19 protein-coding genes are annotated in these 22772 nt (G+C 64.1%); 11 read left to right on the forward strand and 8 right to left on the reverse strand.

Annotation, left to right across the window (positions count from 1 at the left end):
* Positions 1–21 precede the first annotated feature (21 nt).
* The 6 genes from JQ641_RS30315 to JQ641_RS30340 all read left to right on the forward strand — a co-directional run bounded on the left by JQ641_RS30315 (position 22) and on the right by JQ641_RS30340 (position 6239).
* Positions 22–1221 carry a phosphoglycerate kinase gene (locus tag JQ641_RS30315; protein WP_211999508.1) on the forward strand — a complete coding sequence of 400 codons (1200 nt, stop codon included), beginning with the start codon at positions 22–24 and terminating at the stop codon, positions 1219–1221.
* A 58-nt stretch (positions 1222–1279) separates the two neighbouring features.
* Complete coding sequence (gene fba, locus JQ641_RS30320) at positions 1280–2347, forward strand: class II fructose-bisphosphate aldolase (protein ID WP_192736874.1); 1068 nt, start codon at positions 1280–1282, stop codon at positions 2345–2347.
* 110 nt (positions 2348–2457) lie between these two features.
* Entirely contained in the window at positions 2458–3483 is a 1026-nt protein-coding gene (locus JQ641_RS30325) for a class I fructose-bisphosphate aldolase (RefSeq protein WP_211999509.1), read from the forward strand.
* A gap of 2 nt (positions 3484–3485) precedes the next feature.
* Entirely contained in the window at positions 3486–4193 is a 708-nt protein-coding gene (locus JQ641_RS30330) for a thiamine phosphate synthase (RefSeq protein WP_211999510.1), read from the forward strand.
* Positions 4194–4201: 8 nt separating this feature from the next.
* Complete coding sequence (locus JQ641_RS30335; RefSeq protein WP_211999511.1) at positions 4202–5344, forward strand: tetratricopeptide repeat protein; 1143 nt, start codon at positions 4202–4204, stop codon at positions 5342–5344.
* A 106-nt stretch (positions 5345–5450) separates the two neighbouring features.
* A complete protein-coding gene (locus JQ641_RS30340) occupies positions 5451–6239 on the forward strand; it encodes an inositol monophosphatase family protein (RefSeq protein ID WP_211999512.1) in 789 nt (262 codons plus the stop codon).
* Positions 6240–6290: 51 nt separating this feature from the next.
* On the opposite strand, the gene JQ641_RS30345 is transcribed toward JQ641_RS30340, so the two are convergent.
* From JQ641_RS30345 to JQ641_RS30360, 4 genes are all read right to left on the reverse strand, one after another.
* Complete coding sequence (locus JQ641_RS30345) at positions 6291–9437, reverse strand: multidrug efflux RND transporter permease subunit (protein ID WP_211999513.1); 3147 nt, start codon at positions 9435–9437, stop codon at positions 6291–6293.
* 5 nt (positions 9438–9442) lie between these two features.
* Positions 9443–10648 (reverse strand): efflux RND transporter periplasmic adaptor subunit, encoded by a 1206-nt coding sequence (locus JQ641_RS30350; protein ID WP_211999514.1) that lies wholly within the window; start codon positions 10646–10648, stop codon positions 9443–9445.
* Positions 10649–10949: 301 nt separating this feature from the next.
* Entirely contained in the window at positions 10950–11978 is a 1029-nt protein-coding gene (locus JQ641_RS30355) for an SAM-dependent methyltransferase (protein WP_211999515.1), read from the reverse strand.
* 34 nt (positions 11979–12012) lie between these two features.
* Positions 12013–12189: a hypothetical protein gene (locus tag JQ641_RS30360; RefSeq protein ID WP_211999516.1), complete on the reverse strand. Its 177-nt coding sequence runs from the start codon at positions 12187–12189 to the stop codon at positions 12013–12015.
* 175 nt (positions 12190–12364) lie between these two features.
* Here JQ641_RS30360 and JQ641_RS30365 point away from each other — a divergent pair, with 175 nt between their 5' ends.
* Positions 12365–13363 carry a flagellar motor protein MotA gene (locus JQ641_RS30365; RefSeq protein ID WP_211999517.1) on the forward strand — a complete coding sequence of 333 codons (999 nt, stop codon included), beginning with the start codon at positions 12365–12367 and terminating at the stop codon, positions 13361–13363.
* Positions 13364–13375: 12 nt separating this feature from the next.
* On the forward strand, positions 13376–14407 hold the full coding sequence (locus tag JQ641_RS30370) for a peptidoglycan -binding protein (RefSeq protein ID WP_211999518.1): 1032 nt from the start codon (positions 13376–13378) through the stop codon (positions 14405–14407).
* A gap of 105 nt (positions 14408–14512) precedes the next feature.
* Here the strand turns inward: JQ641_RS30370 and JQ641_RS30375 are convergent, their stop codons facing one another.
* Entirely contained in the window at positions 14513–16372 is a 1860-nt protein-coding gene (locus JQ641_RS30375; RefSeq protein WP_211999519.1) for an ABC transporter ATP-binding protein/permease, read from the reverse strand.
* A gap of 181 nt (positions 16373–16553) precedes the next feature.
* Between JQ641_RS30375 and rpmE the strand changes: the two genes are divergently transcribed.
* A complete protein-coding gene (gene rpmE / locus JQ641_RS30380) occupies positions 16554–16781 on the forward strand; it encodes a 50S ribosomal protein L31 (protein ID WP_192736886.1) in 228 nt (75 codons plus the stop codon).
* A gap of 87 nt (positions 16782–16868) precedes the next feature.
* Here the strand turns inward: rpmE and rcdA are convergent, their stop codons facing one another.
* The 3 genes from rcdA to JQ641_RS30395 all read right to left on the reverse strand — a co-directional run bounded on the left by rcdA (position 16869) and on the right by JQ641_RS30395 (position 18273).
* The gene (rcdA, locus tag JQ641_RS30385) at positions 16869–17381 is read right to left on the reverse strand and encodes a protease adaptor protein RcdA (RefSeq protein WP_192736887.1); all 513 of its coding nucleotides are present in this window, start codon (positions 17379–17381) and stop codon (positions 16869–16871) included.
* Between the two features lie 370 nt (positions 17382–17751).
* The gene (locus tag JQ641_RS30390; RefSeq protein ID WP_211999520.1) at positions 17752–18030 is read right to left on the reverse strand and encodes a hypothetical protein; all 279 of its coding nucleotides are present in this window, start codon (positions 18028–18030) and stop codon (positions 17752–17754) included.
* Positions 18031–18081: 51 nt separating this feature from the next.
* On the reverse strand, positions 18082–18273 hold the full coding sequence (locus JQ641_RS30395; protein WP_211999521.1) for a DUF1192 domain-containing protein: 192 nt from the start codon (positions 18271–18273) through the stop codon (positions 18082–18084).
* Positions 18274–18378: 105 nt separating this feature from the next.
* On the opposite strand from JQ641_RS30395, the gene JQ641_RS30400 reads away from it, so the two are divergent.
* Positions 18379–19377 carry an NAD(P)H-quinone oxidoreductase gene (locus tag JQ641_RS30400; protein ID WP_211999522.1) on the forward strand — a complete coding sequence of 333 codons (999 nt, stop codon included), beginning with the start codon at positions 18379–18381 and terminating at the stop codon, positions 19375–19377.
* A 120-nt stretch (positions 19378–19497) separates the two neighbouring features.
* Positions 19498–22374 carry an EAL domain-containing protein gene (locus JQ641_RS30405; RefSeq protein ID WP_192736891.1) on the forward strand — a complete coding sequence of 959 codons (2877 nt, stop codon included), beginning with the start codon at positions 19498–19500 and terminating at the stop codon, positions 22372–22374.
* Positions 22375–22772: the final 398 nt, after the last annotated feature.

Consider the following 22772-nt stretch of genomic DNA (forward strand, 5'->3'; position numbering starts at 1 on the left):
ACCCGGGACAAGAGACCCCCAATGACAAAATCATTCCGCACCCTCGATGATCTGTCCGCCGATGTCGGCGGTAACGTTGCGCTGGTTCGCGTCGACTTCAACGTGCCGATGGCGAATGGCCAAGTGACCGACGATACACGCCTGCGTGCAGCCATCCCGACCATCAAGGAATTGCAGGCCAAGAACGCCGCTGTCGTCCTGATGGCCCATTTCGGTCGCCCAAAGGGCAAGGTCGTGCCGGATATGAGCCTGAAGGCCGTGGTCGCGCCGCTTTCAAAGCTGCTCGGCACAGAAGTGAAATTCTGCGACGATCTCGACACGCCGTATCTGGCGACGGAAAACCTCAAGCCCGGCGAAGTCATGCTGCTGGAGAATTTGCGCTTCAAGGCGGGTGAGGAAGCCAACGATCCGAAGTTCGTCGATGTTCTCCAGCATTGCGGCGACTACTTCGTCAACGATGCCTTCTCCGCAGCGCACCGCGCCCATGCCTCGACCGAAGGGCTCGGTCACGTGCTTTGGTCCTGCGCCGGCCGCACCATGCAGGCCGAACTCGACGCGCTCGGCAAGGCGCTGGAAGCGCCAACCCATCCCGTCATCGCGATCATCGGCGGCGCCAAGGTGTCGACCAAGATCGATCTTCTGGAAAACCTGGTGACAAAAGTCGACGCGCTCGTCATTGGCGGCGGCATGGCCAATACCTTCCTGCACGCGCAGGGCGTCGGCGTCGGCAAATCGCTGGCGGAAAAGGATCTGGCGGCGACCGCGCTGCGGATCATGGAAAAGGCCGAGGCCGCCAACTGCGCCATCATCCTGCCCGTGGACGCCGTGGTCGCCTATCATTTCGCCGCCAATTCGCCCTCGCACGCCTACGGCCTCGACGCCATTCCGGCCGACGGCATGATCCTCGACGTCGGCCCGCAATCGATTGCGCGGATCCACGCCGCGATCGACGACGCCGCGACGCTGGTCTGGAACGGCCCGCTCGGCGCCTTCGAAATGACGCCGTTCGACCGCGGCACCATGGTGTCGGCCAGGCACGCCGCCGAGCGCACCAAGGCCAAAAAGCTGATCTCGGTCGCGGGCGGCGGCGACACCGTCGCGGCCCTGAACCAGGCCGGCGTGGCCGGCGATTTTTCCTATGTTTCGACCGCGGGCGGCGCGTTTCTTGAATGGATGGAGGGGAAACCCCTGCCCGGCGTCGAAGTTCTAAAAGTTCGCTAGTACCTTCAACTGACAGCAGATGAGCGCTTAGGGCGCTGTAAATACAAGGAGAATTCGGATGGCTCGGATTACGTTGCGTCAATTGCTCGACCACGCGGCGGAGCATGATTACGGCGTGCCGGCCTTCAACATCAACAATATGGAGCAGGCGCTCGCGATCATGGAGGCCGCCTCCAGCCTCGATGCGCCCGTCATCATCCAGGCCTCGCGCGGCGCGCGCTCCTACGCCAATGACATCATGCTCAAGCACATGATGGACGCAGTCACCGAAATCTATCCGCAGATCCCGGTCTGCGTGCATCTCGATCACGGCAATGCTCCTGACACCTGCATGACCGCGATCCAGGCCGGCTTCACGTCGGTGATGATGGACGGTTCGCTGAAAGCCGACGGCAAGACGCCCGGCGATTGGGATTACAATGTCGGCGTCACCAAAACCGTCACCGGCATGGCCCATCTCGGCGGCATCTCGGTGGAAGGCGAACTCGGCGTGCTCGGCTCGCTCGAAACCGGCATGGGCGACAAGGAAGACGGCCACGGCGCCGAGGGTAAATTGTCGCACGACCAGCTGCTGACCAACCCGGACGAGGCGGTAAAATTCGTCCAGGAGACCAAGGTCGACGCCCTGGCGATCGCGATGGGCACCTCGCACGGCGCCTACAAGTTCACCCGCAAGCCCGACGGCGACATCCTCGCCATGAACGTGATCGAGGAGATCCATCGCAAGCTGCCGAACACGCATCTGGTGATGCATGGATCGTCCTCGGTGCCGCAGGACCTGCAGGAAATCATCAACGCCAACGGCGGCAAGATGAAGCCGACCTGGGGCGTGCCGGTTTCCGAGATCCAGCGCGGCATCAAGCACGGCGTGCGCAAGATCAACATCGACACCGACAACCGCATGGCGATGACCGGACAGATCCGCAAGGTTCTGAAGGACAATCCGGAAGAGTTCGACCCGCGCAAATATCTCAAGCCGGCGATGGAAGCGATGACCAAGCTGTGCAAGCAGCGGCTGCAGGAATTCAACACCGCGGGCCAGGCCAGCAAGATCAAGAAGGTGCTGACCACGGCCGAAATGGCCAAGCGCTACAGCAAGGGCGAGCTTGACCCGAAGGTCGCCTGAGACAGCGCCAACCCGCCGCGGAGGCTGCCGGCCGCGACGAACGTTTTCTAGGCAATTGCCCGAGAACCGCCTATTTTGGTTTGCAAGGCAGGTGTCTGGAGAACGGATCGATGAATCTCGCTGACCTCAACAAGGTCGCCCTCGCCATGGTCACGCCGGGCAAGGGCGTACTCGCCGCCGACGAATCCTCCGGTACGATCAAGAAGCGCTTCGACGCCATCAGCGTCGAATCGACCGAGGAGACGCGCCGCGACTACCGGGAAATGCTGTTTCGCTCGCAGGAGGCGATGAGCAAGTACGTCTCAGGCGTCATCCTCTATGACGAAACCATCTGGCAGAATGCCAAGGACGGCACCCCGCTGGTCAAGCTGATCGAGCAGTCCGGCGCCATCCCCGGCATCAAGGTGGATGAGGGCACCCAGGGCTTGCCGGGCTGCCCCGGCGAACTGATCACGGCCGGGCTCGACAAGCTCGCCGAGCGCCTGAAGAAGTATTACGAGCGCGGCGCACGGTTCGCCAAATGGCGGGCGGTGATCGACATCGGCCAGAACATCCCCACCATGACCGCGATCCATGTCAACGCGCATGCGCTCGCCCGTTATGCCGCGCTGTGCCAGCAGGCGCAGATCGTGCCGATCGTCGAGCCGGAAGTGTTGATGGACGGCGATCACGACATCGACCGCTGCTACGACGTAACCCAGCGCGTCCTCAACAAGACATTCCAGGAATTGCGGGTCCAGCGCGTCGCGCTGGAGGGCATGATCCTGAAACCCAACATGGCGATCGCAGGCAAGAAAAGCGCAAAGCCATCGCCCGTTGAAGAGGTCGCGGAGAAGACCATCCGGCTGTTGAAGAGCTGCGTTCCGGCGGCCGTGCCCGGCATCGCCTTCCTTTCCGGCGGACAGTCCGACGAGGATGCGACCGCGCATCTCAATGCCATGAACCGGATCGGCGGCCTGCCCTGGCGGCTGACCTTCTCCTACGGCCGCGCGCTGCAGGCGGCGCCGCAAAAGGCGTGGTCGGGCAAGGCCGAGAACGTCGCGGCCGGCCAGCGCGCATTCACGCACCGGGCGCGGATGAATGCGCTGGCGAGCAAGGGTGAGTGGGACGCCGGCCTGGAAAAGAAGGTCGCATAGCATTGGCCGCCAAACCCGTTCCGCAGCGCCCGGTGCCGCGCCTCTATCTCGCGACGCCGGTCGTGGACGACCCGTCGCAGCTCATCGCCGGCCTCCCCGGCCTGCTCGCCGCGGCCGACGTCGCCGCAGTGCTGCTGCGGCTGCGCGAGACCGACCAGCGCACCATGATCTCGCGGATCAAGGCGCTGGCGCCCCCGGTCCAGGACGGCGGCGCAGCGCTGCTGCTGGACGGCCATGTCGAGCTGGTGGCCCGCGGCGGCGCCGATGGCGCGCATCTGACCGGGTTAGCTGCCATCGAAGACGCCTTCCCTTCCCTGAAGCCCGATCGCATCGCCGGCGTCGGCGGCCTCGCCACGCGGCACGATTCGATGGCCGCGGGCGAAGCAGGTGCGGACTACGTGCTGTTCGGTGAGCCCGACGCCAAGGGCGAGCGGCCCTCGGCGGAGGCGATCGCCGAGCGCCTGCAATGGTGGGATGAATTGTTCGAACCGCCCTGCGTCGGCTATGCGGCCTCATGCGAGGAGGCCCGTGAATTTGCCGCTGCGGGTGCGGATTTCGTGCTGGTCGGCGATTTCGTCTGGGCCGATCCGCGCGGGCCCGAGGCGGCGCTGATCGATATCGAACAGGCGATCACGCAAGCGCACGCCGCCGCGTTTGGAAAAAGCAAGAGCACGGACGACACCACCGAGCAGACGACCGGACGGGGATAGCGCCGGACATGAGACTGCTGCGTCCGATATCGATCCTTGGCTGCTGCCTGATGGCGGCGGCCGGCGCATCGGCGCAGATCTCGCTGACGCCGCCCGCAGCGCAAACGCCCGCGCCGGCCAGCAAGCCGGCCGCCAAGAAAGAGGCGCCCAACGCGGCGACCAAAGAGACTTCCAAGGATGCTTCGAAGGATACTTCCAAGGAGGCCCCGAAGCCGAAGGCGCCCGCTGTCGCCAAGAAGCCTGCGGCCACGCCCAAGCCGGCCGCGACGCCCACTCCGACAGCTTCACCGACGCCCAGTTTTGACGATCCCAATGTCGATCTCGTCTACGGCGCCTATCAGCGCGGCCTCTACAAGACCGCGCTCGATCTGGCGCTGACGCGGGCGCAATATGCCGGCGACGCCAAGGCGATGACGATGATCGGCGAACTCTACTCCGGCGCCCTCGGCGTCAAGCGCGACTATGCGAAAGCCATCGAATGGTACCAGCGCGCCGCCGACGCTGGCGACCGCGAGGGCATGTTTGCGCTGGCGATGATGAAGCTTTCCGGCCGCGGCGGCCCGGTCAACCGCGAGCAAGCCGTCAAGCTGCTGGCTTCCGCCGCCAAGCTCGGCAGTCCCAAGGCGGCGTATAACCTGGCGCTGCTGTATCTCGACGGGCAGACACTGCCGCAGGACGTGAAACGTTCCGCCGAATTGCTGCGGATCGCAGCCGACGCCGGCAATCCGGAAGCGCAATACGCGCTCGCGACCTTCTACAAGGAAGGCACCGGCGTGCCCAAGGACCTCGACAAGGCGGTGCGCCTGCTGCAGGCCGCGTCGCTGGCCGACAATGTCGATGCCGAGGTCGAATACGCGATCGCGCTCTATAACGGGACCGGCACGCCGAAGAACGAGGCCGCCGGGGTGGCGCTGCTCCGCAAGGCGGCCCGGCAAAACAGCCCGATTGCGCAGAACCGCCTCGCCCGCGTGCTGGTCAGTGGACAGGGCGCGCCGGTCGACAAGGTCGAGGCCCTGAAATGGCACATTGTCGCCAAGACCGCCGGCAAGGGCGATCCGATGCTGGACGAGGCGCTTGCGAGCCTCAGTCCCGAGGACCGCGCCAAGGCCCAGGAGGCCGCCCGCAAATGGATCGGCAACGACAAGAAATGACGCCTTGACGGCGACACATCGTCAGGGCACCCAGTCCCTCACCCCTTAGCTCAGCCCTTGGGCGGCATTGGCCGTTTTTTTCACCTCAACCCGTAAGCCTCGCATCATGCTGCATTCAGCCCTTATCAACGTCATGGTGAAAGCCGCGCGCAACGCCGGCCGCAGCCTCAAGCGCGACCTCGGCGAGATCGAGCATCTGCAGGTGTCGCTCAAGGGGCCGGCGAATTTCGTCACCAAGGCCGACAAGCGAGCCGAGGAACTGCTCTATGCGGATCTGACCAAGTCGCGGCCGGGTTACGGCTTCATCGGCGAGGAAGGCGGCACCCGCGAAGGCGCCGACAAGAGCCACACCTGGATCGTCGATCCCCTGGACGGCACGACGAACTTCCTGCACGGCATTCCGCAATTCGCGATCTCGATCGGCCTGCAGCGCGAAGGCGTCATCATTGCCGGCGTGATCTACAATCCGGCCAATGACGAGCTCTACATCGCCGAGCGCGGCAAGGGCGCCTTCCTCAACGAGCAGCGGCTGCGCGTCGCCAACCGCCGCAAGCTCGACGAATGCGTGATCGGCTGCGGGCTGCCGCATATCGGACGCGGCGATCTTGCCCAGTCGCGGCAGGAAATGACCGCGATCCAGGAAAAGGTCGCAGGCCTTCGAAGGTTCGGAGCTGCCTCGCTCGACATGGCCTTCGTCGCCGCCGGCCGCCTCGACGGCTATTGGGAGCGCAATCTGCAGCCATGGGATATGGCGGCCGGACAGATCATGATCCGCGAGGCCGGCGGCGTCGTGTCAGGCATGGCGGGGGATGATGACCCGCTCACGACCGGTCACCTGATCTGCGGCAACGAGTTCGTGCACAAAGAGCTGGTGAAGATTCTGAAGCCGCTGTAACGGCGCTGGAGCCTGCCGGTCGAGGCGGCAGGCCGGTGTGGCGAATGATCGCTACTCCGCGGCCCTCGGCGCCGCCTGCGCCGGCTTCGCTTCCGTCACCTTCTCCCGATCGCCGGCAAGGAACCTCTGCACCACGACGAAGAACGCCGGCACCATCAGCAGCGCCAGGATCACGACCGCGATCATACCGCCCATCACGCTGGTGCCGAGCGCCTGCTGGCTGGCGCCGCCGGCGCCGGTCGCGATCACCATCGGCAGCACGCCGCAAACGAAGGCGAGACCGGTCATCAGGATCGGGCGGAAACGCAAGGTGCAGGCTTCGATCGTCGCCTCAATCAGCGGCTTGCCTTGCGCGCGCAGCTCCTTGGCAAACTCGATGATCAGAATGGCGTCTTTCGCGGCCAGTCCGATGATGGTGATCAGGGCGACGGTGAAGTAAACGTCGTTCGGCAGGCCGCGCAACGACGCGGCCAGCACTGAGCCGAAGATGCCGAGCGGCACCGTCAGCAGCACGGCGAGTGGAATGGTCCAGCTTTCATAGAGCGCCGCCAGACACAGGAACACCACCAGCGCCGACAGGCCAAGCAGGAACGGCGCCTGCGAGCCCGAGAGCTTTTCCTGCAGCGATTGTCCGGTCCACTCGTAGCCGAAGCCGCGCGGCAGCTTGCCCGCGAGCCGCTCCATCTCGGCGATGGCATCGCCCGAGGTGAAGCCGGGCTTGGCTTCGCCGCTGATGCGGACCGCCGGATAGTAGTTGAAGCCGGCGATCTGCGTCGGCCCCTTCGACCATTCGACGGAGGCGAACGAAGACAGTGGCACCAGCTGGCCGCGGCTGTTCTTGACGTTGTAGTTCAGGATGTCGTCGGCATTCATGCGGCTGCCGCGGTCGGCCTGCACGATCACGCGCTGCATCCGGCCCCGGTTCGGGAAGTCGTTGATGTAGTTCGAGCCGAGATTGGTCGAGATGGTGTTGTTGATGTCCTCGAAAGTGACGCCGAACGCGCCGGCCTTTTCGCGGTCGATCATCAGATTGACCTGCGGACCCGGCGGCAGGCCTTCGACATAGACCTTTTGCAGCACGCGGCTGGCATTGGCTTCCGCGATCAGCTGCTCGGCGGCGCTGACCAGCGCCGGATAGCCCTTCTGGCCGCGGTCCTGCAGGCGGAACGAGAAGCCCGAGGAGTTGCCGAGATTGTCGATCGGCGGCGGCTGCAGCGCGGAAATCCGGGCGTCGCGGATCGACGACAGATCACGGTTGATGTCGTTGACGATGGCGGCTGCCGAATCCTTCGGCCCGCGATCCGACCAGTCCTTCAGCGTGATGAAGGCCTGCGCGGTGTTGATGCCCTGGCCGAGGAAGCTGAAGCCGGTGAGGAAGGTGACGTTCTCGACGCCGGAACGCTTGGCCAGATATTGCTCGACCTTCTCGACCGCCGCCTCGGTGCGGGCATAGGACGAGTCAGCCGGTGTCTGCACGTCGGTGGTGATGAAGCCCTGGTCGTCGACGGGGAGGAAGCCGCCGGGCAAGCGAATAAAGGCCCAGCTCAGCCCGACGAGCAGCGCCGCATAGATCAGCATCAGTCGGCCGGTACGCTTCAAGGAGTGACCGACGACGCGGGTATAACCGTCCTTGGTGCCGTCGAGCGCGCGGTTGAACCAGCCGAACACGCCCTTTTTCGCATGACCATGGCCGGCCGCGACCGGCTTCAGCAAGGTCGCGCACAGCGCCGGCGTCAGCGACATCGCCAGCAGCGCGGAGAACGCGATCGCCGCGACCATCGTTACCGAGAACTGCCGGTAGATGACGCCGACCGAGCCCGGGAAGAACGCCATCGGCACGAACACCGCGATCAGCACCAGCGTAATGCCGATGATGGCGCCGGTGATCTGCGACATCGCCTTGCGGGTGGCCTCCTTCGGCGGCAGGCCCTCTTCGGCCATGATACGCTCGACGTTCTCGACCACCACGATGGCGTCGTCGACGAGAATGCCGACCGCCAGCACCATGCCGAACATCGTCAGCATGTTGATGGAGTAGCCGGCCGCAAGCAGGATCGCGCAAGTGCCGAGCAGCGCCACCGGCACCACGATGGTCGGAATGATGGTGTAGCGGATGTTCTGCAGGAAAAGGAACATCACGATGAAGACCAGCACGATGGCTTCGACCAGCGTCATCAGCACCTTCTCGATCGAGGCCTTCACGACAGGTGTGATGTTGTAGGGGATCTCATAGGCGATGTTGGCCGGGAAGAAGCGCGACAGCTCCTTCATCTTGGCTTCGACCGCGCTTGCGGTCGCCAGCGCGTTGCCGGTCGGCGACATCAGCACCGACAGACCCGCCGTCGGTTTGCCGTTAAGCCGCGTGTTGAACTGATAGCTTAATCCGCCGATCTCGATCCGGGCCACGTCGCGCAAACGCACTGTCGAGCCGTCCGCATTGGCACGCAGGATGATCGCGCCGAATTCGTCCGGCGACGCGAGCTGTCCCTTGACCAGCACCAGCGCCGAAATCTTCTGGTCGTCCGTGCTCGGCTCGGCGCCGATGCTGCCGGAGGCGACTTGCGCGTTCTGCGCCGTGATCGCCTTGTTGACGTCATCGGCGGTCAGCCCAAAGCCGACCAGCTTGGCCGGATCGACCCAGATACGCAGACTGCGTTCGGTGGAATAGAGCGTGGCGCGGCCGACGCCGGGAATGCGCCTGATTTCGCCGAGAACGCTGCGAATCATGAAGTCGCCGAGGCCGACCTCGTCGAGGCTGCCGTCGGTCGAGCGCAGCGTGATGATTTGCAGCACGGCGCTGGAAGCTTCCTCGATCAGGATGCCCTGCTGGATCACCGCGCGCGGCAGACGTGCCTCGACGCGCTTGATGCGATTCTGCACCTCCACCGACGCCGTCCCGGTGTCGGTGCCCGGCACGAAATTGGCGATGATCTCGACCTGGCCCAGCGAGTCGCTGGTGGACTCGAAGTTCAGGATGCCGTTGGCGCCGTTGAGCTCTTCCTCGATCAGCCGCGTGACGCTGTTGTAGAGGTTTTCCGGCGACGCGCCGGGATAGCTGGTCGATATCGAGATCGAGGGCGGCGCGATGATCGGATACTGCGCGATCGCCAGCAGCGGGATCGAGATCGCGCCGATCAGACAGATGAAAAGCGCGACGACCCAGGCGAAGATCGGCCTGTCGATGAAGAAACTCGGCATGGAATCTACCGTGTCGCTTGCGCGGACGGCCTGGCACCGGCGAAATCGGCGGACGCGTCGGCCTCGGTCAGCAGCTGCGGCCGGACCTTATCGCCGGCGGCAAACTTCTGGAAGCCCTCGACGATGACCCTGTCTCCGGCCTTCAAGCCCTCGGTGACGAACCACTGGCCGCCCTGCAACGAGCCGGTGCGTACCGGCTGGACGGCGACGAGGTTGTCGCTCTTCACCACGAACACTTCGCTGCCGCCGCCGCCATTGCGCTGGATCGCCTGCTGCGGAACCGCGATGGCGTCGGTATCGATGCCCTGCTCGATCAGCACGCGGACATACATGCCCGGTAGCAATTCGCGCCTCGGATTGGGGAACTCGCCGCGCAACGTCACCTGCCCGGTATGGGCATCGACCTTGGCCTCCGAGAACAGCAACCTGCCGGCAATCGGATAAACCGAGCCGTCGTCCAGCACCAGGCGAACCTTCATGGCGTCAGGCGCGATACGGTCGAGATCGCCGCTCTCCACCGCCCGGCGCAGCTGATTGAGTTCGTTCACCGATTGCGTGAAATCGGCATAGATCGGATCGAGCTGCTGGATGGTCGCAAGGCTCGTGGCTTCGTTCTGCACGACAAGCGCGCCTTCGCTCACCAGCGCGGCGCCGACGACGCCATCGATCGGAGCGCGGATGGTGGCATAGTCAAGATTGAGTTTCGCGCGGGCGACGTCGGCCTTGCGGCCCTCGACGTCGGCAGCCGCCTGACGCTCGGCCGAGATGGCCTTTTCGTTCTCGGCTTCGGGGGCTGCGCGCTGGCTGGTCAGCGTGGCGATGCGGCGCGCATGCGATGCGGCCTGATCGAGCGTGGCTTTGGCGCGCGCCAGCGCGGCTTCGGTCGATTGCACCTCGACCTCGAACGGCCGCGGATCGATCCTGTAGAGGGCGTCGCCGGCCTTGACCTCGCTGCCCTGATGGAACAGGCGCTCGACCACGATACCGGACACGCGCGGCCGCACTTCGGAAACACGGGTCGGCGCGATACGCCCCGGCAATTCGCGGATGATCGCACGCGACTGCGGCCTCACGGTAACAACACTGACATCTGGCTCGGAAGAAGGCTGCACAGCAGCCGTCGCAGCGGTCGGCTCTTTGCATCCAGCCAACAGCGGCGCCATCGCAACGAGCACCAGTGCGATGCATGATTGCGCACGAATTCCAGACATCAGAAATATCGCCCCTTTAGTCGAGTTGAAGCGCGCAAACATGTGTTTGCGCGATATGTCGCGAAGACACCGCGTTCTTGTTGAGACAAGGATAGGGTGAGTTTGCTGCGATGCAATGCGCATGCGCGGCGGCCCAATGTCACACGACGCTATCGCACTGAATAAACGGCGATTTTGCCGACTCACCGGATTGTGACAACATTCCTTTTTTGCTTGTTGGAATGGAACCCAAGGATGTGAGCGCGTGAGAGAGCGGCCCCGCGCAAATTTGCGCAAAACTGGCGCGAATCACTGCTCCCCGTTAACCAGCCGCCTTCATCCGGTAGTGGCTGATGCCCCATTCGCTGCCGTCGGCGTAACCGAACAGGCCTGACGTCGCGAGGAAGAACCAGCGCCAGCGCCGCATCCACAACGCGGTCTCACCGCCATAGACGGGACGCAACACCGCTTCGATCTCCTCGCGGCGCAGATCGAAATTGGCCAGCCAATCCTGCGCGGTGCGCTGATAATGCAGCCCGCTCCAGCGCCACTCCTTTTCGATTTCGAGCAGATCGGAATATTGCCGTATCAGATGATGGCTCGGCATCATGCCGCCGGTGAAGAAATGCTGCGCGACCCAGTCCTCGCCATCGGCGCGGTCGAACAGATAGGCGCCCGAGCGATGGGTGAAGATGTGCATGAAGAAGCGGCCGTCGGGCTTCAGCCACGAACGGATCCGCGACATCAATTCGCGCCAGTTCAACAGGTGCTCGAACATCTCGACAGAGACGATGCGGTCGAACTGCATCTTCGGGTCGAACAAATTCATCTCCGAGGAAACCACACGCAGATTCTTCAATCCGCGCTTGCGGGCTTCGCCTTCGATGAATTCGCGTTGTGAGGCGGAGTTCGATACTGCCATCACTTCCGAATGCGGGAATTGTCGCGCCATCCACAGCGACAGCGAACCCCAGCCGCAGCCGAATTCGAGAATCGATTGGCCATCGGCTATATCGGCATGCCCGACGGTCTGACGGAGCGCCTCCTCTTCGGCCTCCTGCAACGTCGTGGCCGGCTCCCGGTAGAAGCATGAGGAGTATTTGCGGTGTGGCCCGAGGACAAGCGCGTAGAACGCCGACGGCACCTCGTGATGCTGCGCGGTGGCCTCGTCGCTGTATTCGGCGATGGCGCGCGCGGCCATCTCGTCGGCAAACCAGGCGTCGCTTTCGACATTGCCGATGGCGAGCCTTGTTGCGGTGCGCGAACACAGCCGGTGGATCGCCGCACGGATGATGACGTCAGGCAGCGGCACCCGCTCAGCGGTGCCGATGATCGTGGAAACAAAGCTCATGTGACCACTCCCTTTTTCTGAGCAGGATCCTTTTTTAGAGAACCGGCCTCCACTTTCGGGAATCACTGCGGGCCAACCCGAGCGAAGGGGTCCGGATTGCATCCACCCAGCCGGCATTGCCGGTGCGTGGCTGCACCGTCCAGGCGCCCGCCATCCGGACCGAGAGCAAACCAGCCACCGCCGCCAGCGCTTCGAGATACAGGACCGTCATGAAAAATCCCGGTTGGACAAAGAACGTTTCCAAAATACGCTCAAGTCAAAGCCCGGTTTCGGCGTGAAGTTCCCCACCGTCTGCCTGAAACAGCGCTTTTCCGATCTTTTTTCTCAGCCGCGCTGTGCCATATTGGCCTCCCAAACGCGGCTTTTCGCAACGGAAGACCCCCGCAATGCCCCAAGGCCCCTCCGCCCGCTCCGAAATGGAGATCGAGCTCACCAAATTGTCGTCGCCACAGATCTTTCTAGTGCGGATGCTGGTGTTCCTGGTGTTGTGCGGCCTGGTCATGACGGTGCTCTACAAGCAGATCGTCACCGCGTTCTTCGCCAATCCCGGCCTCAACGCCCTGATCGGCGCGGTGCTTCTGATCGGCATTATCCTGTCGTTCCGGCAGGTGATCCGGCTCTACCCGGAGGTCTCCTGGGTCAACAATTTCCGCATCGCCGATCCCGGTCTCGCGATCGCCCGGCGCCCCACGCTGCTGGCGCCGATGGCGGCGATACTCGGCGGCGAGCGCACCGGGCGGATGTCGATCTCGCAGCAGACCATGCGGCATTTGCTGGATTCGATCGCAACAAGGCTGGACGAAGCCCGTGACATCTCCCGCTACATGACGGGCTTGCTGGTCTTTCTCGGCCTGCTCGGCACCTTCTGGGGCCTGATCGAAACCGTAGGCTCCGTCGGCCAGGTGATCGAGGGGCTGAAGGTCGGTGGTGATTCGGGCTCGCTGTTCGATACCCTGAAGGAGGGTCTGGCGGCGCCGCTCAAGGGCATGGGCATCTCGTTTTCGTCCTCGCTGTTCGGCCTCGCCGGATCGCTGATCCTGGGTTTCCTCGACCTGCAATCGAGCCAGGCGCAGAACCGCTTCTATACCGACCTGGAAGACTGGCTCGCCTCGACCGTGCGCGAATATTCAGGCGACGGCACCACCGGTGTATCCGGCGAGCTGCAGCAGGCGATGGAGCGGCTGCGCGCGGTGGTCGAGGAAGGCGGCAGCAGCCGCAACACCACGGCGGCGATGGCCAATCTCGCCGAAGCGATTCAGGGCCTGGTCGCGCATATGCGCACCGAGCAGCAGATGATCCGCGAATGGGCCGACGGCCAGGGCGAACAGAATCGCGAGATCAAGAAGCTGCTCGAGCGGATCGCGCGCCAGCCCGAGAAAAATTGAGGTATTTAGCCGATGGCCCTCGCGCGTGCACGCCGCAACGAATCGGGAATGAACTACTGGCCGGGCTTCGTCGACGCGCTGTCGACGCTGGTGCTCTCGATCGTGTTCCTGCTCTCAGTGTTTCTCGTCGTGCAGTTCTTCCTGTCGCAGGAAGTCACCGGCAAGGACAAGGCGCTGGAGGCGCTCAACGCCAAGATCGCGCAGTTGAACGATCTGCTGTCGCTGGAAAAACTCACCGGATTGAACCTCAGCGACCAGCTCTCGCAGGCGCGCGCCGGATTGACATCGGTGGAAGCGGAGCGCGATCGCATCAAGGGCCTTTATGAGGGGCTCGCCGGCGCCGGCAACGACGCCCAGGGCCGCGCCAACGAACTCAACAAGGCGCTGGATTCCGAGAAGGCGGTGACGTCGCGCGCGCTGGCGCAGATCGAGGTGCTGAACCAGCAGATCAGCGCGCTGCGCCGGCAGCTCGCCGCGCTCGAAGAAGCGCTCGACGCCTCCGAAAAGCGCGACAAGGAATCGCAGGGCCGCATTGCCGATCTCGGCCAACGCCTCAACGTGGCGCTGGCGCAGCGGGTGCAGGAACTGACGCGTTACCGTTCCGAGTTCTTCGGGCGGCTGCGTGCGATTCTCGGCAATCGGCCGGATGTCCGGATCGTCGGCGATCGCTTCGTGTTCCAATCCGAAGTGTTCTTCGACACCGGACAAGCCTTGCTGCTGCCTGAAGGCCGCGCCGAGCTCGACAAGCTTGCCTCCGCGCTGGTCGAACTCGATGGCAAGATCCCGAGTGAAATCGCCTGGGTGCTGCGGGTCGACGGCCACACCGACGTGCGGCCGATCATGAACAGCCCGGTGTTCAAGTCGAACTGGGAATTGTCATCGGCACGCGCGATCTCGGTGGTGCAGTACCTGATCTCGCTCGGCGTGCCCGCGCAGCGGCTGGTCGCCGCAGGCTTTGCCGAATTCCAGCCGCTCGACACGGCGCCGACGGAGGAAGCCTACAAACGCAACCGCCGCATCGAGCTGAAGCTGACGGAACGCTGAGGATGCCAACATTGTCATTGCCGGGCTTGACCCGGCAATCCATCAAGAGAGATTCTTTCGAAGCGGATGGATGCCCGGATCAAGTCCGGGCATGACGAGCGGGGTTTAGATCCCCTCGAACTGCAATCTTGCCAGCCTTGCGTAGAGCCCGTTCGCGGCAACCAGCGAGGCATGCGTGCCCTGTTCGACGATGCGGCCCTGGTCCATCACCATGATACTGTCGCAGGACAGAACGGTCGCGAGCCGGTGCGCGATCACGAGCGTCGTGCGGTGGCGCATCAATTCTTCCAGCGCGGTCTGCACCAGGGTCTCGCTTTCGGCATCGAGGGCGGAAGTTGCCTCATCGAGCAGCAACAGCGGGGCGTCGCGCAGGATGGCGCGGGCAATGGCAATGCGCTGGCGCTGGCCGCCCGACAGCGTCACGCCGCGCTCGCCAAGCTGCGCCTCGAAACCGTCAGGCAGGCGGCGAATGAACTCGGTGGCATGCGCCTGATCGGCCGCGCGTTCGACCTCGGCATCGCTGGCATCAGGCCGGCCGAAGCGGATGTTTTCACGGGCGCTTGCCGCGAACACCACCGAGTCCTGCGGCACCAGCGCGATGCGCGCGCGTAACTCGCGTGGATCGGCCGACCTGATCGGCACGCCGTCGACCGAAATCGTTCCGCTGGCGGGATCGTAGAACCGCAGCAGCAGGTGAAACAGCGTGCTCTTGCCGGCGCCTGACGGGCCGACGATCGCGACCTTCTCTCCGGCCCGCACCGACAGCGAGACGCTGTCGATCGCCCGTACATCCGGGCGCGTCGGGTAGTTGAAGCTGACATTCTCAAACCCGACATCGCCGCGCGCCGGCGACGGCAGGGCGGCCGGCGAGGCCGGCGCCGTGATCTGCGGCTTGACGCGCAGGATCTCGAACAGCCGTTCGGCGGCGCCCGAGGCGGCCGAGACTTCACCCCAGACCTCGCTGAGCTGGCCGAGGCCCGTCGCGGCGAACGCCGCATACAGCACGAACTGGCCGAGCCGGCCCGGGCTGATCGAACCGGTCAGCACGTCGTGCGAGCCGACCCACAGGATCACGACCACGCTGGAAAACACGATGAAGATGATGATCAAGGTCAGCACCGCGCGCGCCCGCGTCGAACTGCGCGCGGCGTCATAGGCCTGTTCGACCTCGCGGCCGAAGCGCGTCGCGGCCAGCCGCTCGCTGGTATAGGCCTGCACGGTTCGGATAGCGCCGACCAGCTCGGAGGCATAGGCGCTGGCGTCGGCCAGCGTGTCCTGTGCGTTGCGCGACAGCCGCCGCACCCAGCGTCCGAACGCGACAAGCGGAATCACGATCACCGGAATTGCCAGCAGCACGAACAGCGAAAGTTTTGGGCTCGTGATCACCATCATGGTGGTGGCGCCGATGAACAGCATCAGGTTGCGCAGCGCGATCGACACCGACGCGCCCACCGCCGACTTGATCTGGGTGGTGTCAGCCGTGAGCCGCGAGACCAGTTCGCCGCTGCGGGCGGAATCGAAGAACGACGGCGACAGCGAGATCAGGTGCGCAAACACGTCGCGCCGCAAGTCCGCAACGATGCGCTCGCCGATCGTCATGACCAGGTAGAACCGCGATGCGCTGGCGCAGGCCAGCACCGCAACGACCGCGATCATCACGCTGAAATAGCTGTTGATCATCGCGATGCCTTCGGGGCTGAAGCCGAAGTCGATCATGCGCCGCACCGCGATCGGCACCACGAGGGTCGTCACCGCCGCGACGGTCAGCGAGATAAACGCCAATATCGCCCGCCCACGGTAGCGCGCGACGTAGGGCGCCAGCGCCAGCAGCGGGCGCAGCTTCGCGCCGGTTTTGGCCGGCGACTGCGTCAGCTGGGTTTCGATGAAGGCCTCTTCCTCGAGCAGCGCGTCGCGCCGCGGCGGTACGCCGCCGGGTGGGTCTTCAAGCTGTTCGGCTGCGCTCATGAAAAGGGACCAGTTTCGATGCCCCCAGATAGGCCCCGGAAGCGGCGCCGGCAAATCCGGCAGATCGGCCAATCAGACGGCTCTGGCAGCTTGTTTTGGCGGCCTTGTTGCGTTATAGACCCGCCCAAATCCCGTACCCCTGACATTTCGAGACGGGCGCAGGCGCGCCGAAGGATATGCCATGAAAGCCGAAATTCACCCGAATTATCATACGATTACGGTCGTTATGACCGATGGTACGGAGTATCAGACCCGTTCCACCTGGGGCAAGGAAGGCGACAAGCTGAACCTCGACATCGACTCCAAGTCGCATCCGGCCTGGACCGGCGGCACGCAGCAGATGCTCGACCGCGGCGGCCGCGTGTCGCGCTTCCAGAAGAAGTTTTCGGGCTTCCTCAAGAAGGATTGAGGGTTTCGACCCCTCGCCATTCGGCCCAGGAATGCAAAACGCCCCGGTTTCCCGGGGCGTTTTTTATGGGCCACGACGGTGGCGGAATTACCGCTCGAAGGCCGCCTTCAGGCGATTGAGCTGCGGCACCAGCGGATTGCCGATCGGGGCGCGTTCGGCCGCCGGCGCATGGATCGACGTGTCGAGCCGGCGCACGCGCGACTGCAGGTTCATCGAACGCTCGATCAGGTGCTGCAATTGCAGCGGCAGTTTGGCGATCATGTCTTCGGGACCGGGATCGGCGGCGGAGAGCTTGACCTTGGTCTTTTCGCGGTTGGCCTGGGTCAGCGTCATCTCGCCTTCCTTGACCGCGCGATGCAGCAGCAGCCAGGAGGCGAGCTGCATCAGGCGGGTGGTCAGCCGCATGCTTTCGGTCGCATAGGTGAGACTGACGGAGCGTTCGAGCGCCTTGGCCTCGGCACGGCCGTCGCCGTCGAGATAGGCGGCGGTCTCCTCGACCAGATCCATGCCCTCGCGGAACAGGGTTCCGAATGCCGCCGAATTAGTCAGCCGCTCGCTGAATTGAACGAGCGCGGAATCGCTGTGCAGCCGGTCCGCCATAGTTAACGCCCTCACGCCACTGATACGCTGCCGGCTTTTCAAACCGCCGACTTATGATGAACAAATCATTGCGCTTGCGAGGGCGAGAGTCCAGCCGCATCCGGAAATATGGTTTCCAGCGATGCGGGCACAAAAAAGAGCCGCCGTTTCCGGCGGCTTTTGAAGTTGATAACAGGGAGGCGTCAAACAGAGTGGACAGGAGCCACTCGGTGTCCAAACGAGGACGACGCCAGTCATAAACGAGAAAGCTTAATTGATCGTAAACGAGCGATTTTCTTCAGGCTTTGTTTGCCATGTCGGCCACTGGCCTAGTTTGGGACACGCACCATCGTTCAACGCGAGGCGCTGCCAGGATTAGGCCATTGGCCACTTACTGCTCATCGCAGGTGAACCCCGGCGGGAACCGCTTCACATATGTCTCGTCGCAATTTCGGTCGCACTGGCGCTTGTGCTGACGGGCGAGGACCTGACACGATTTGTTGGACGGCAATTCGGCGCAGGCGGCGAGATTTTTTTGGAACGGCTTCTTGCAGCGCTGCGCCTTGCATTCGCCAGAAGTCATGTCGATCCCGACACAGCTCGCCGGCGTCCGGGCACCGGCCGGGGCACTCAGTCCGGCAAACACAATACCCATGACGAGCGCACCCATGACGGCCACGCCAACGAGACGTCTCCTACGCATTCCCATTCCGGCCCTCGGCTACGACTTGAAAAAACTGTTCGCGGCATCCTTGGACGCGCGCTTTTTGGCCATCGCCGCCTGCAGCCGTTCGATCTCGGAAGTCATCAGCGCGATGCGCTCGGTCAATTCCTCGACCGACAGCAGCGACAGGTCCTGCCCGATCTCGTGGGTGATTTTCTTCCTCGGCTTGTCGTCATCCTCGATGGCCATGCGTTTCCTCCGTGCTTGGCGATCCCTTGAGGCGGTTGCCAGCCGCATGACGGCTGGCTAATCAGGGGCCGCCTTCAAAATTCCCGTATTTCGCAAGGACAAATCATGGAAAAGCTGCCCGCGCAAATGACCGTCGTCGGCATCAGCAAGCCCGGCGGCCCCGAAGTGCTGTTGCCGGAAACCCGCAGCGTTCCCGTTCCCGGCCCCGGGGAAATCCTGGTCAAGGTCGCCGCCGCCGGCGTCAACCGCCCCGACGTCGCGCAGCGGTCCGGCGCCTACCCGCCGCCGCCCGGCGCCAGCGACCTGCCCGGCCTCGAAATCGCCGGCGAAGTGGTTGCGCTCGGCGCCGGTGCGAGCAAGCACAAGCTCGGCGACAAGGTGATGTCGCTGGTGGCCGGTGGCGGCTACGCGCAATATTGCATCGCGCAAGACGCGCAGGCGATGAGCGTGCCGCCTGTCCTGTCGATGCAGGAAGCCGGCGCCATTCCGGAAACGCTGATGACGGTCTGGCACAATGTGTTCGAGCGTGGCGCACTCAAGCCCGGCGAAACGCTGCTGATCCACGGCGGCTCGTCCGGCATCGGCACCATGGCGATCCAGCTCGCCAAGGCCTTTGGTTCCAAGGTGATCGTCACCGTCGGCGGCCAGGACAAGGTCGATGCGTGCCTGAAGCTCGGCGCCGACCGCGCCATCAACTACAAGACCGAGGAGTTCGTCGCCGAGGTCAAGAAGGCGACCGATGGTGCTGGCGCCAATGTCATCCTCGACATGGTGGCCGGCGACTACGTCGATCGCAATTATGATGCCGCCGCGGTCGATGGCCGTATCGTGCAGATCGCAACGCTCAACGGACCCAAGGTTACCGTCAACATCGCCAAGGTCATGGTGAAGCGGCTGACCCACACCGGCTCCACGCTGCGACCCCGTACTAATGCGGATAAGGCGGCGATGGTCGCGGCGATCGAGGCCAAAGTGATGCCCTTGATGCGCGAAGGGCGGGTAAAGCCGCTGATGGACAGCGCATTCCCGCTGGAAAAGGCGGCTGATGCGCACCGGCGGATGGAGACCAGTGCACATATTGGCAAAATTGTGTTGGAGGTTTAACGCTCCGGACCGAAGCGAAGGCGGAAACCCTTTGATTTCCTTCGCTTTCATGTCATTTATCGCGGCAACGTTTGGGCTGTTCGCTGGCCCGGGAACATCGTTGATCGCGGAGTACTGAAATTGCGTCTGATCAGGTGCCTTGCGCGGCTCGCGCTGGGCCTCATGATTGTTGCGTATGCGCTTCCAGCGCACGCCATCGACGCTGTCAGCGTCCGCAGCGACGCGCCTGCGATCGACCTCACCGCGGTGCTCGACCATCAGCGCAGCGATGCCGACCGCATCCAGGTTTCGACCGCGCCCGGCACCGACGGCATCGTCCGCCGCATCGAGGTGCGCGCCCGTGAAGGCGGCCAGAACTGGGTGGTGTTCGCGCTCGCCAACAACACCGACGACCAGCTCGACCGCCTGATCGTTGCCCCGCACTACCGCATCGTGTCGTCGGGACTGCTGTGGCCCGATCTCGGATTGTCGCGCATCGCCACCATCACGCCCTCGACCGGCGACCGGCCCGAGCGCCAGGAGAGCGCCACCGCCGACATCTTCCGCATCACGCTCGATCCCGGCGCCGTCGTCACCTTCGTCGCGGAACTGCGCACCGACAAGCTGCCGCAGCTCTATCTGTGGGAACCGGACGCCTACAAGGACAAGGTCAACTCGTTCACGCTCTATCAGGGCATCGTAATCGGGATCTCCGGCCTTCTGGCGCTCGTGCTCACCATCCTGTTCGTGGTCAAGGGCAGCATCATGTTCCCGGCTGCCGCCGCGCTGGCCTGGGCGGTGCTGGTCTATATCGGCGTCGATTTCGGCTTCTGGGGCAAGGTTCTGGACATGCAGAACAACGCCGAGCGCGTCTGGCGCGCGGCGGGTGAAGCCATTCTGGCGGCGACGCTGCTGGTGTTCCTGTTCGCCTATCTCAATCTCAGCCGCTGGCATGTGCGCTATTCCCACATCACCGTCGGCTGGCTGACCTTCCTCGGCTCGCTGGTGGCGCTGGCGCTGTTCGATCCGGCGGTTGCTTCCGGCATCGCGCGGATGTCGCTGGTGATGATCGCCTTCGCCGGCTTTGCGCTGATCGTCTATCTCTCCACGCACGGCTTCGACCGCGCGGTGCTGCTGATCCCGACCTGGTTCCTGCTGGTGGTCTGGGTGGTCGCGGCCGGCATGGCGGTGGCCGGAAACGTCACCAACGACATCGTCGGCCCGGCGCTGCTCGGCGGTCTCGTGCTGATCGTGATGCTGATCGGATTTACGGTCATGCAGCACGCCTTCGCCGGCGGCGGCGCCACGACAGGCGTGGTCTCCGACGTCGAGCGCCGCGCGCTGGCGCTGACCGGTTCCGGTGACCTGATCTGGGACTGGGACGTCTCCGCCGACAAGGTGTTCACCAGCCCCGAAACCGAAAGCCTGCTCGGCCTCAAGCGCGGCACGCTGGAAGGCCCGGCCGCCAAATGGCTCGAGGTGCTGCATCCGCTCGACCAGGACCGTTTCCGCGCAGCGCTGGACAGCGTGCTCGACCAGCGCCGCGGCCGGCTGGTGCAGGATTTCCGCCTGCGCACCCCCGACGGCCACTTCATGTGGTTCGCGCTGAAAGCGCGCCCGGTGGTCGGCTCCGACGGCGAGGTTTCCCGCGTTGTCGGCACGCTGACCGACGTCACCGAGCAGAAGAACGCCGAGGAGCGCATGCTGCATGACAGCGTGCATGACAACCTCACCGGCCTGCCGAACCGCAAACTGTTCATCGACCGCCTCGGCGCGGTGGCGAATTTCGCCAAGACGATGCCGAACCTGCGACCGACGCTGATGGTGATCGACCTCGACCGCTTCAAGCAGGTCAATGATTCCGTCGGCATCGCGGTCGGCGACTCGATCCTGCTGACGCTGGCGCGGCGGCTGACCCGGATCCTCAAGCCTCAGGACACGCTGGCGCGGCTGGCCGGCGACCAGTTCGGCCTGATCCTGATGTCGGAACAGGATTCGGCGCGCATCACCGCGTTTGCCGAAACCATCCGCAAGACCATCCGCGCGCCGATCGCCTTCAACGACCGCGAGATCTTCCTGACCGCGTCCATCGGCCTCGCCTTGAGCGACCCGCAGACGCAGCTGTCCGACGAGATCATCAAGGATGCCGAGCTTGCGATGTATCATTCCAAGCGCATCGGCGGCGACCGCATCGACGTCTACAAGCCGGCGATGCGCGCCCGCAAGACCGACCGGCTGACGCTGGAATCCGAATTGCGACGCGCCATCGAGCGCCAGGAAATCACGATTCTGTACCAGCCGATCGTGCGGCTGGAGGATCGCTCGATCGCCGGCTTCGAGGCGCTGGCGCGCTGGGATCATCCCAAACTCGGGCGGATGTCGCCGTCGGAATTCATCTCTATTGCAGAGGAGATCGGCCTGATCGTCGACCTCGGCATGTTCGTGATGGACCAGACGGCCAAGCAGCTCGCGGTGTGGCAGCGCGCGATGCGCTCGCGCGAGCCGATCTTCGCCAGCGTCAACGTCTCCTCGCGCCAGTTGCTGCGCCACGACCTGATCCACGATATCAGAACCGTGCTGTCGCGCTCCTCGGTGGCGCGCGGCACGCTGAAGCTCGAACTGACCGAGTCGCTGGTTATGGAGAACCCGGAACACGCGGCGCAGATGCTGACGCGGATCCGCGAGCTCGGCACAGGCCTTTCGCTCGACGATTTCGGCACCGGCCATTCCTCGCTGGCCTATCTGCAACGCTTCCCGTTCGACACCATCAAGATCGACCAGTCGTTCGTGCGCACTACCAGCCGCGGCACCCGCCCGGTGATCCTGAAATCGATCATCGCACTCGCCCACGACCTCGGCATGGACGTTGTCGCCGAGGGCGCGGAGACTGACTCCGATGCGGTCGAGCTCTACCAACTGGGCTGCGAATACGCGCAAGGCTTTGCCTTTGGCGAGCCGATGGACGCCGACGCCGCAATGCGGCTGCTGACGGAAGAGCGGCTGGAAGCGGCGAGTTGAGTTCTCGCGCCGTCTCGAAGCGGATCCGCTGTCGTCCCGGCGAAGGCCGGGACCCATACCCACCAGCGATAATTGTTTGGCACGCTGGTCGTCATCTTCCTTTTTTAACAACGTCGGCCGCGGCGTATGGGTCCCGGCCTTCGCCGGGACGACGGGGATAGATATGTGTTCGCGATCTCGCGACGCATTGCGCCCGAGCTTTGCCAGAAACTTCCCGCCCCCGAAAATGAGGGCGCAGGGAAGACCGGGTGCGCGCTGCACCCGCGGTCCCGTGTGCGGTTTGCACAAAACAAAGTGCACACGAGCATACAGGGCAGCGGAGAACACCCGGCCTTCCCTGCGCAATGGCTTTACGGCTTATGCCGTGCTCTCCCCGGAGACGAGTTCTGGGTTGACTC

The sequence above is a fragment of the Bradyrhizobium sp. JYMT SZCCT0180 genome, assembly GCF_018130165.1.
In the GTDB taxonomy this organism is placed as follows: domain Bacteria; phylum Pseudomonadota; class Alphaproteobacteria; order Rhizobiales; family Xanthobacteraceae; genus Bradyrhizobium.

Coding starts and splice junctions, on each gene's coding strand:
- JQ641_RS30365 (WP_211999517.1), top strand. CDS start 12,365: ATGCCCCAAGGCCCCTCCGCCCGCTCCGAAATGGAGATCGAGCTCACC.
- JQ641_RS30340 (WP_211999512.1), top strand. CDS start 5,451: ATGCTGCATTCAGCCCTTATCAACGTCATGGTGAAAGCCGCGCGCAAC.
- rpmE (WP_192736886.1), top strand. CDS start 16,554: ATGAAAGCCGAAATTCACCCGAATTATCATACGATTACGGTCGTTATG.
- rcdA (WP_192736887.1), bottom strand. CDS start 17,381: ATGGCGGACCGGCTGCACAGCGATTCCGCGCTCGTTCAATTCAGCGAG.
- JQ641_RS30375 (WP_211999519.1), bottom strand. CDS start 16,372: ATGAGCGCAGCCGAACAGCTTGAAGACCCACCCGGCGGCGTACCGCCG.
- fba (WP_192736874.1), top strand. CDS start 1,280: ATGGCTCGGATTACGTTGCGTCAATTGCTCGACCACGCGGCGGAGCAT.
- JQ641_RS30395 (WP_211999521.1), bottom strand. CDS start 18,273: ATGGCCATCGAGGATGACGACAAGCCGAGGAAGAAAATCACCCACGAG.
- JQ641_RS30390 (WP_211999520.1), bottom strand. CDS start 18,030: ATGGGTGCGCTCGTCATGGGTATTGTGTTTGCCGGACTGAGTGCCCCG.
- JQ641_RS30370 (WP_211999518.1), top strand. CDS start 13,376: ATGGCCCTCGCGCGTGCACGCCGCAACGAATCGGGAATGAACTACTGG.
- JQ641_RS30350 (WP_211999514.1), bottom strand. CDS start 10,648: ATGTCTGGAATTCGTGCGCAATCATGCATCGCACTGGTGCTCGTTGCG.
- JQ641_RS30345 (WP_211999513.1), bottom strand. CDS start 9,437: ATGCCGAGTTTCTTCATCGACAGGCCGATCTTCGCCTGGGTCGTCGCG.
- JQ641_RS30325 (WP_211999509.1), top strand. CDS start 2,458: ATGAATCTCGCTGACCTCAACAAGGTCGCCCTCGCCATGGTCACGCCG.
- JQ641_RS30400 (WP_211999522.1), top strand. CDS start 18,379: ATGGAAAAGCTGCCCGCGCAAATGACCGTCGTCGGCATCAGCAAGCCC.
- JQ641_RS30315 (WP_211999508.1), top strand. CDS start 22: ATGACAAAATCATTCCGCACCCTCGATGATCTGTCCGCCGATGTCGGC.
- JQ641_RS30355 (WP_211999515.1), bottom strand. CDS start 11,978: ATGAGCTTTGTTTCCACGATCATCGGCACCGCTGAGCGGGTGCCGCTG.
- JQ641_RS30335 (WP_211999511.1), top strand. CDS start 4,202: ATGAGACTGCTGCGTCCGATATCGATCCTTGGCTGCTGCCTGATGGCG.
- JQ641_RS30360 (WP_211999516.1), bottom strand. CDS start 12,189: ATGACGGTCCTGTATCTCGAAGCGCTGGCGGCGGTGGCTGGTTTGCTC.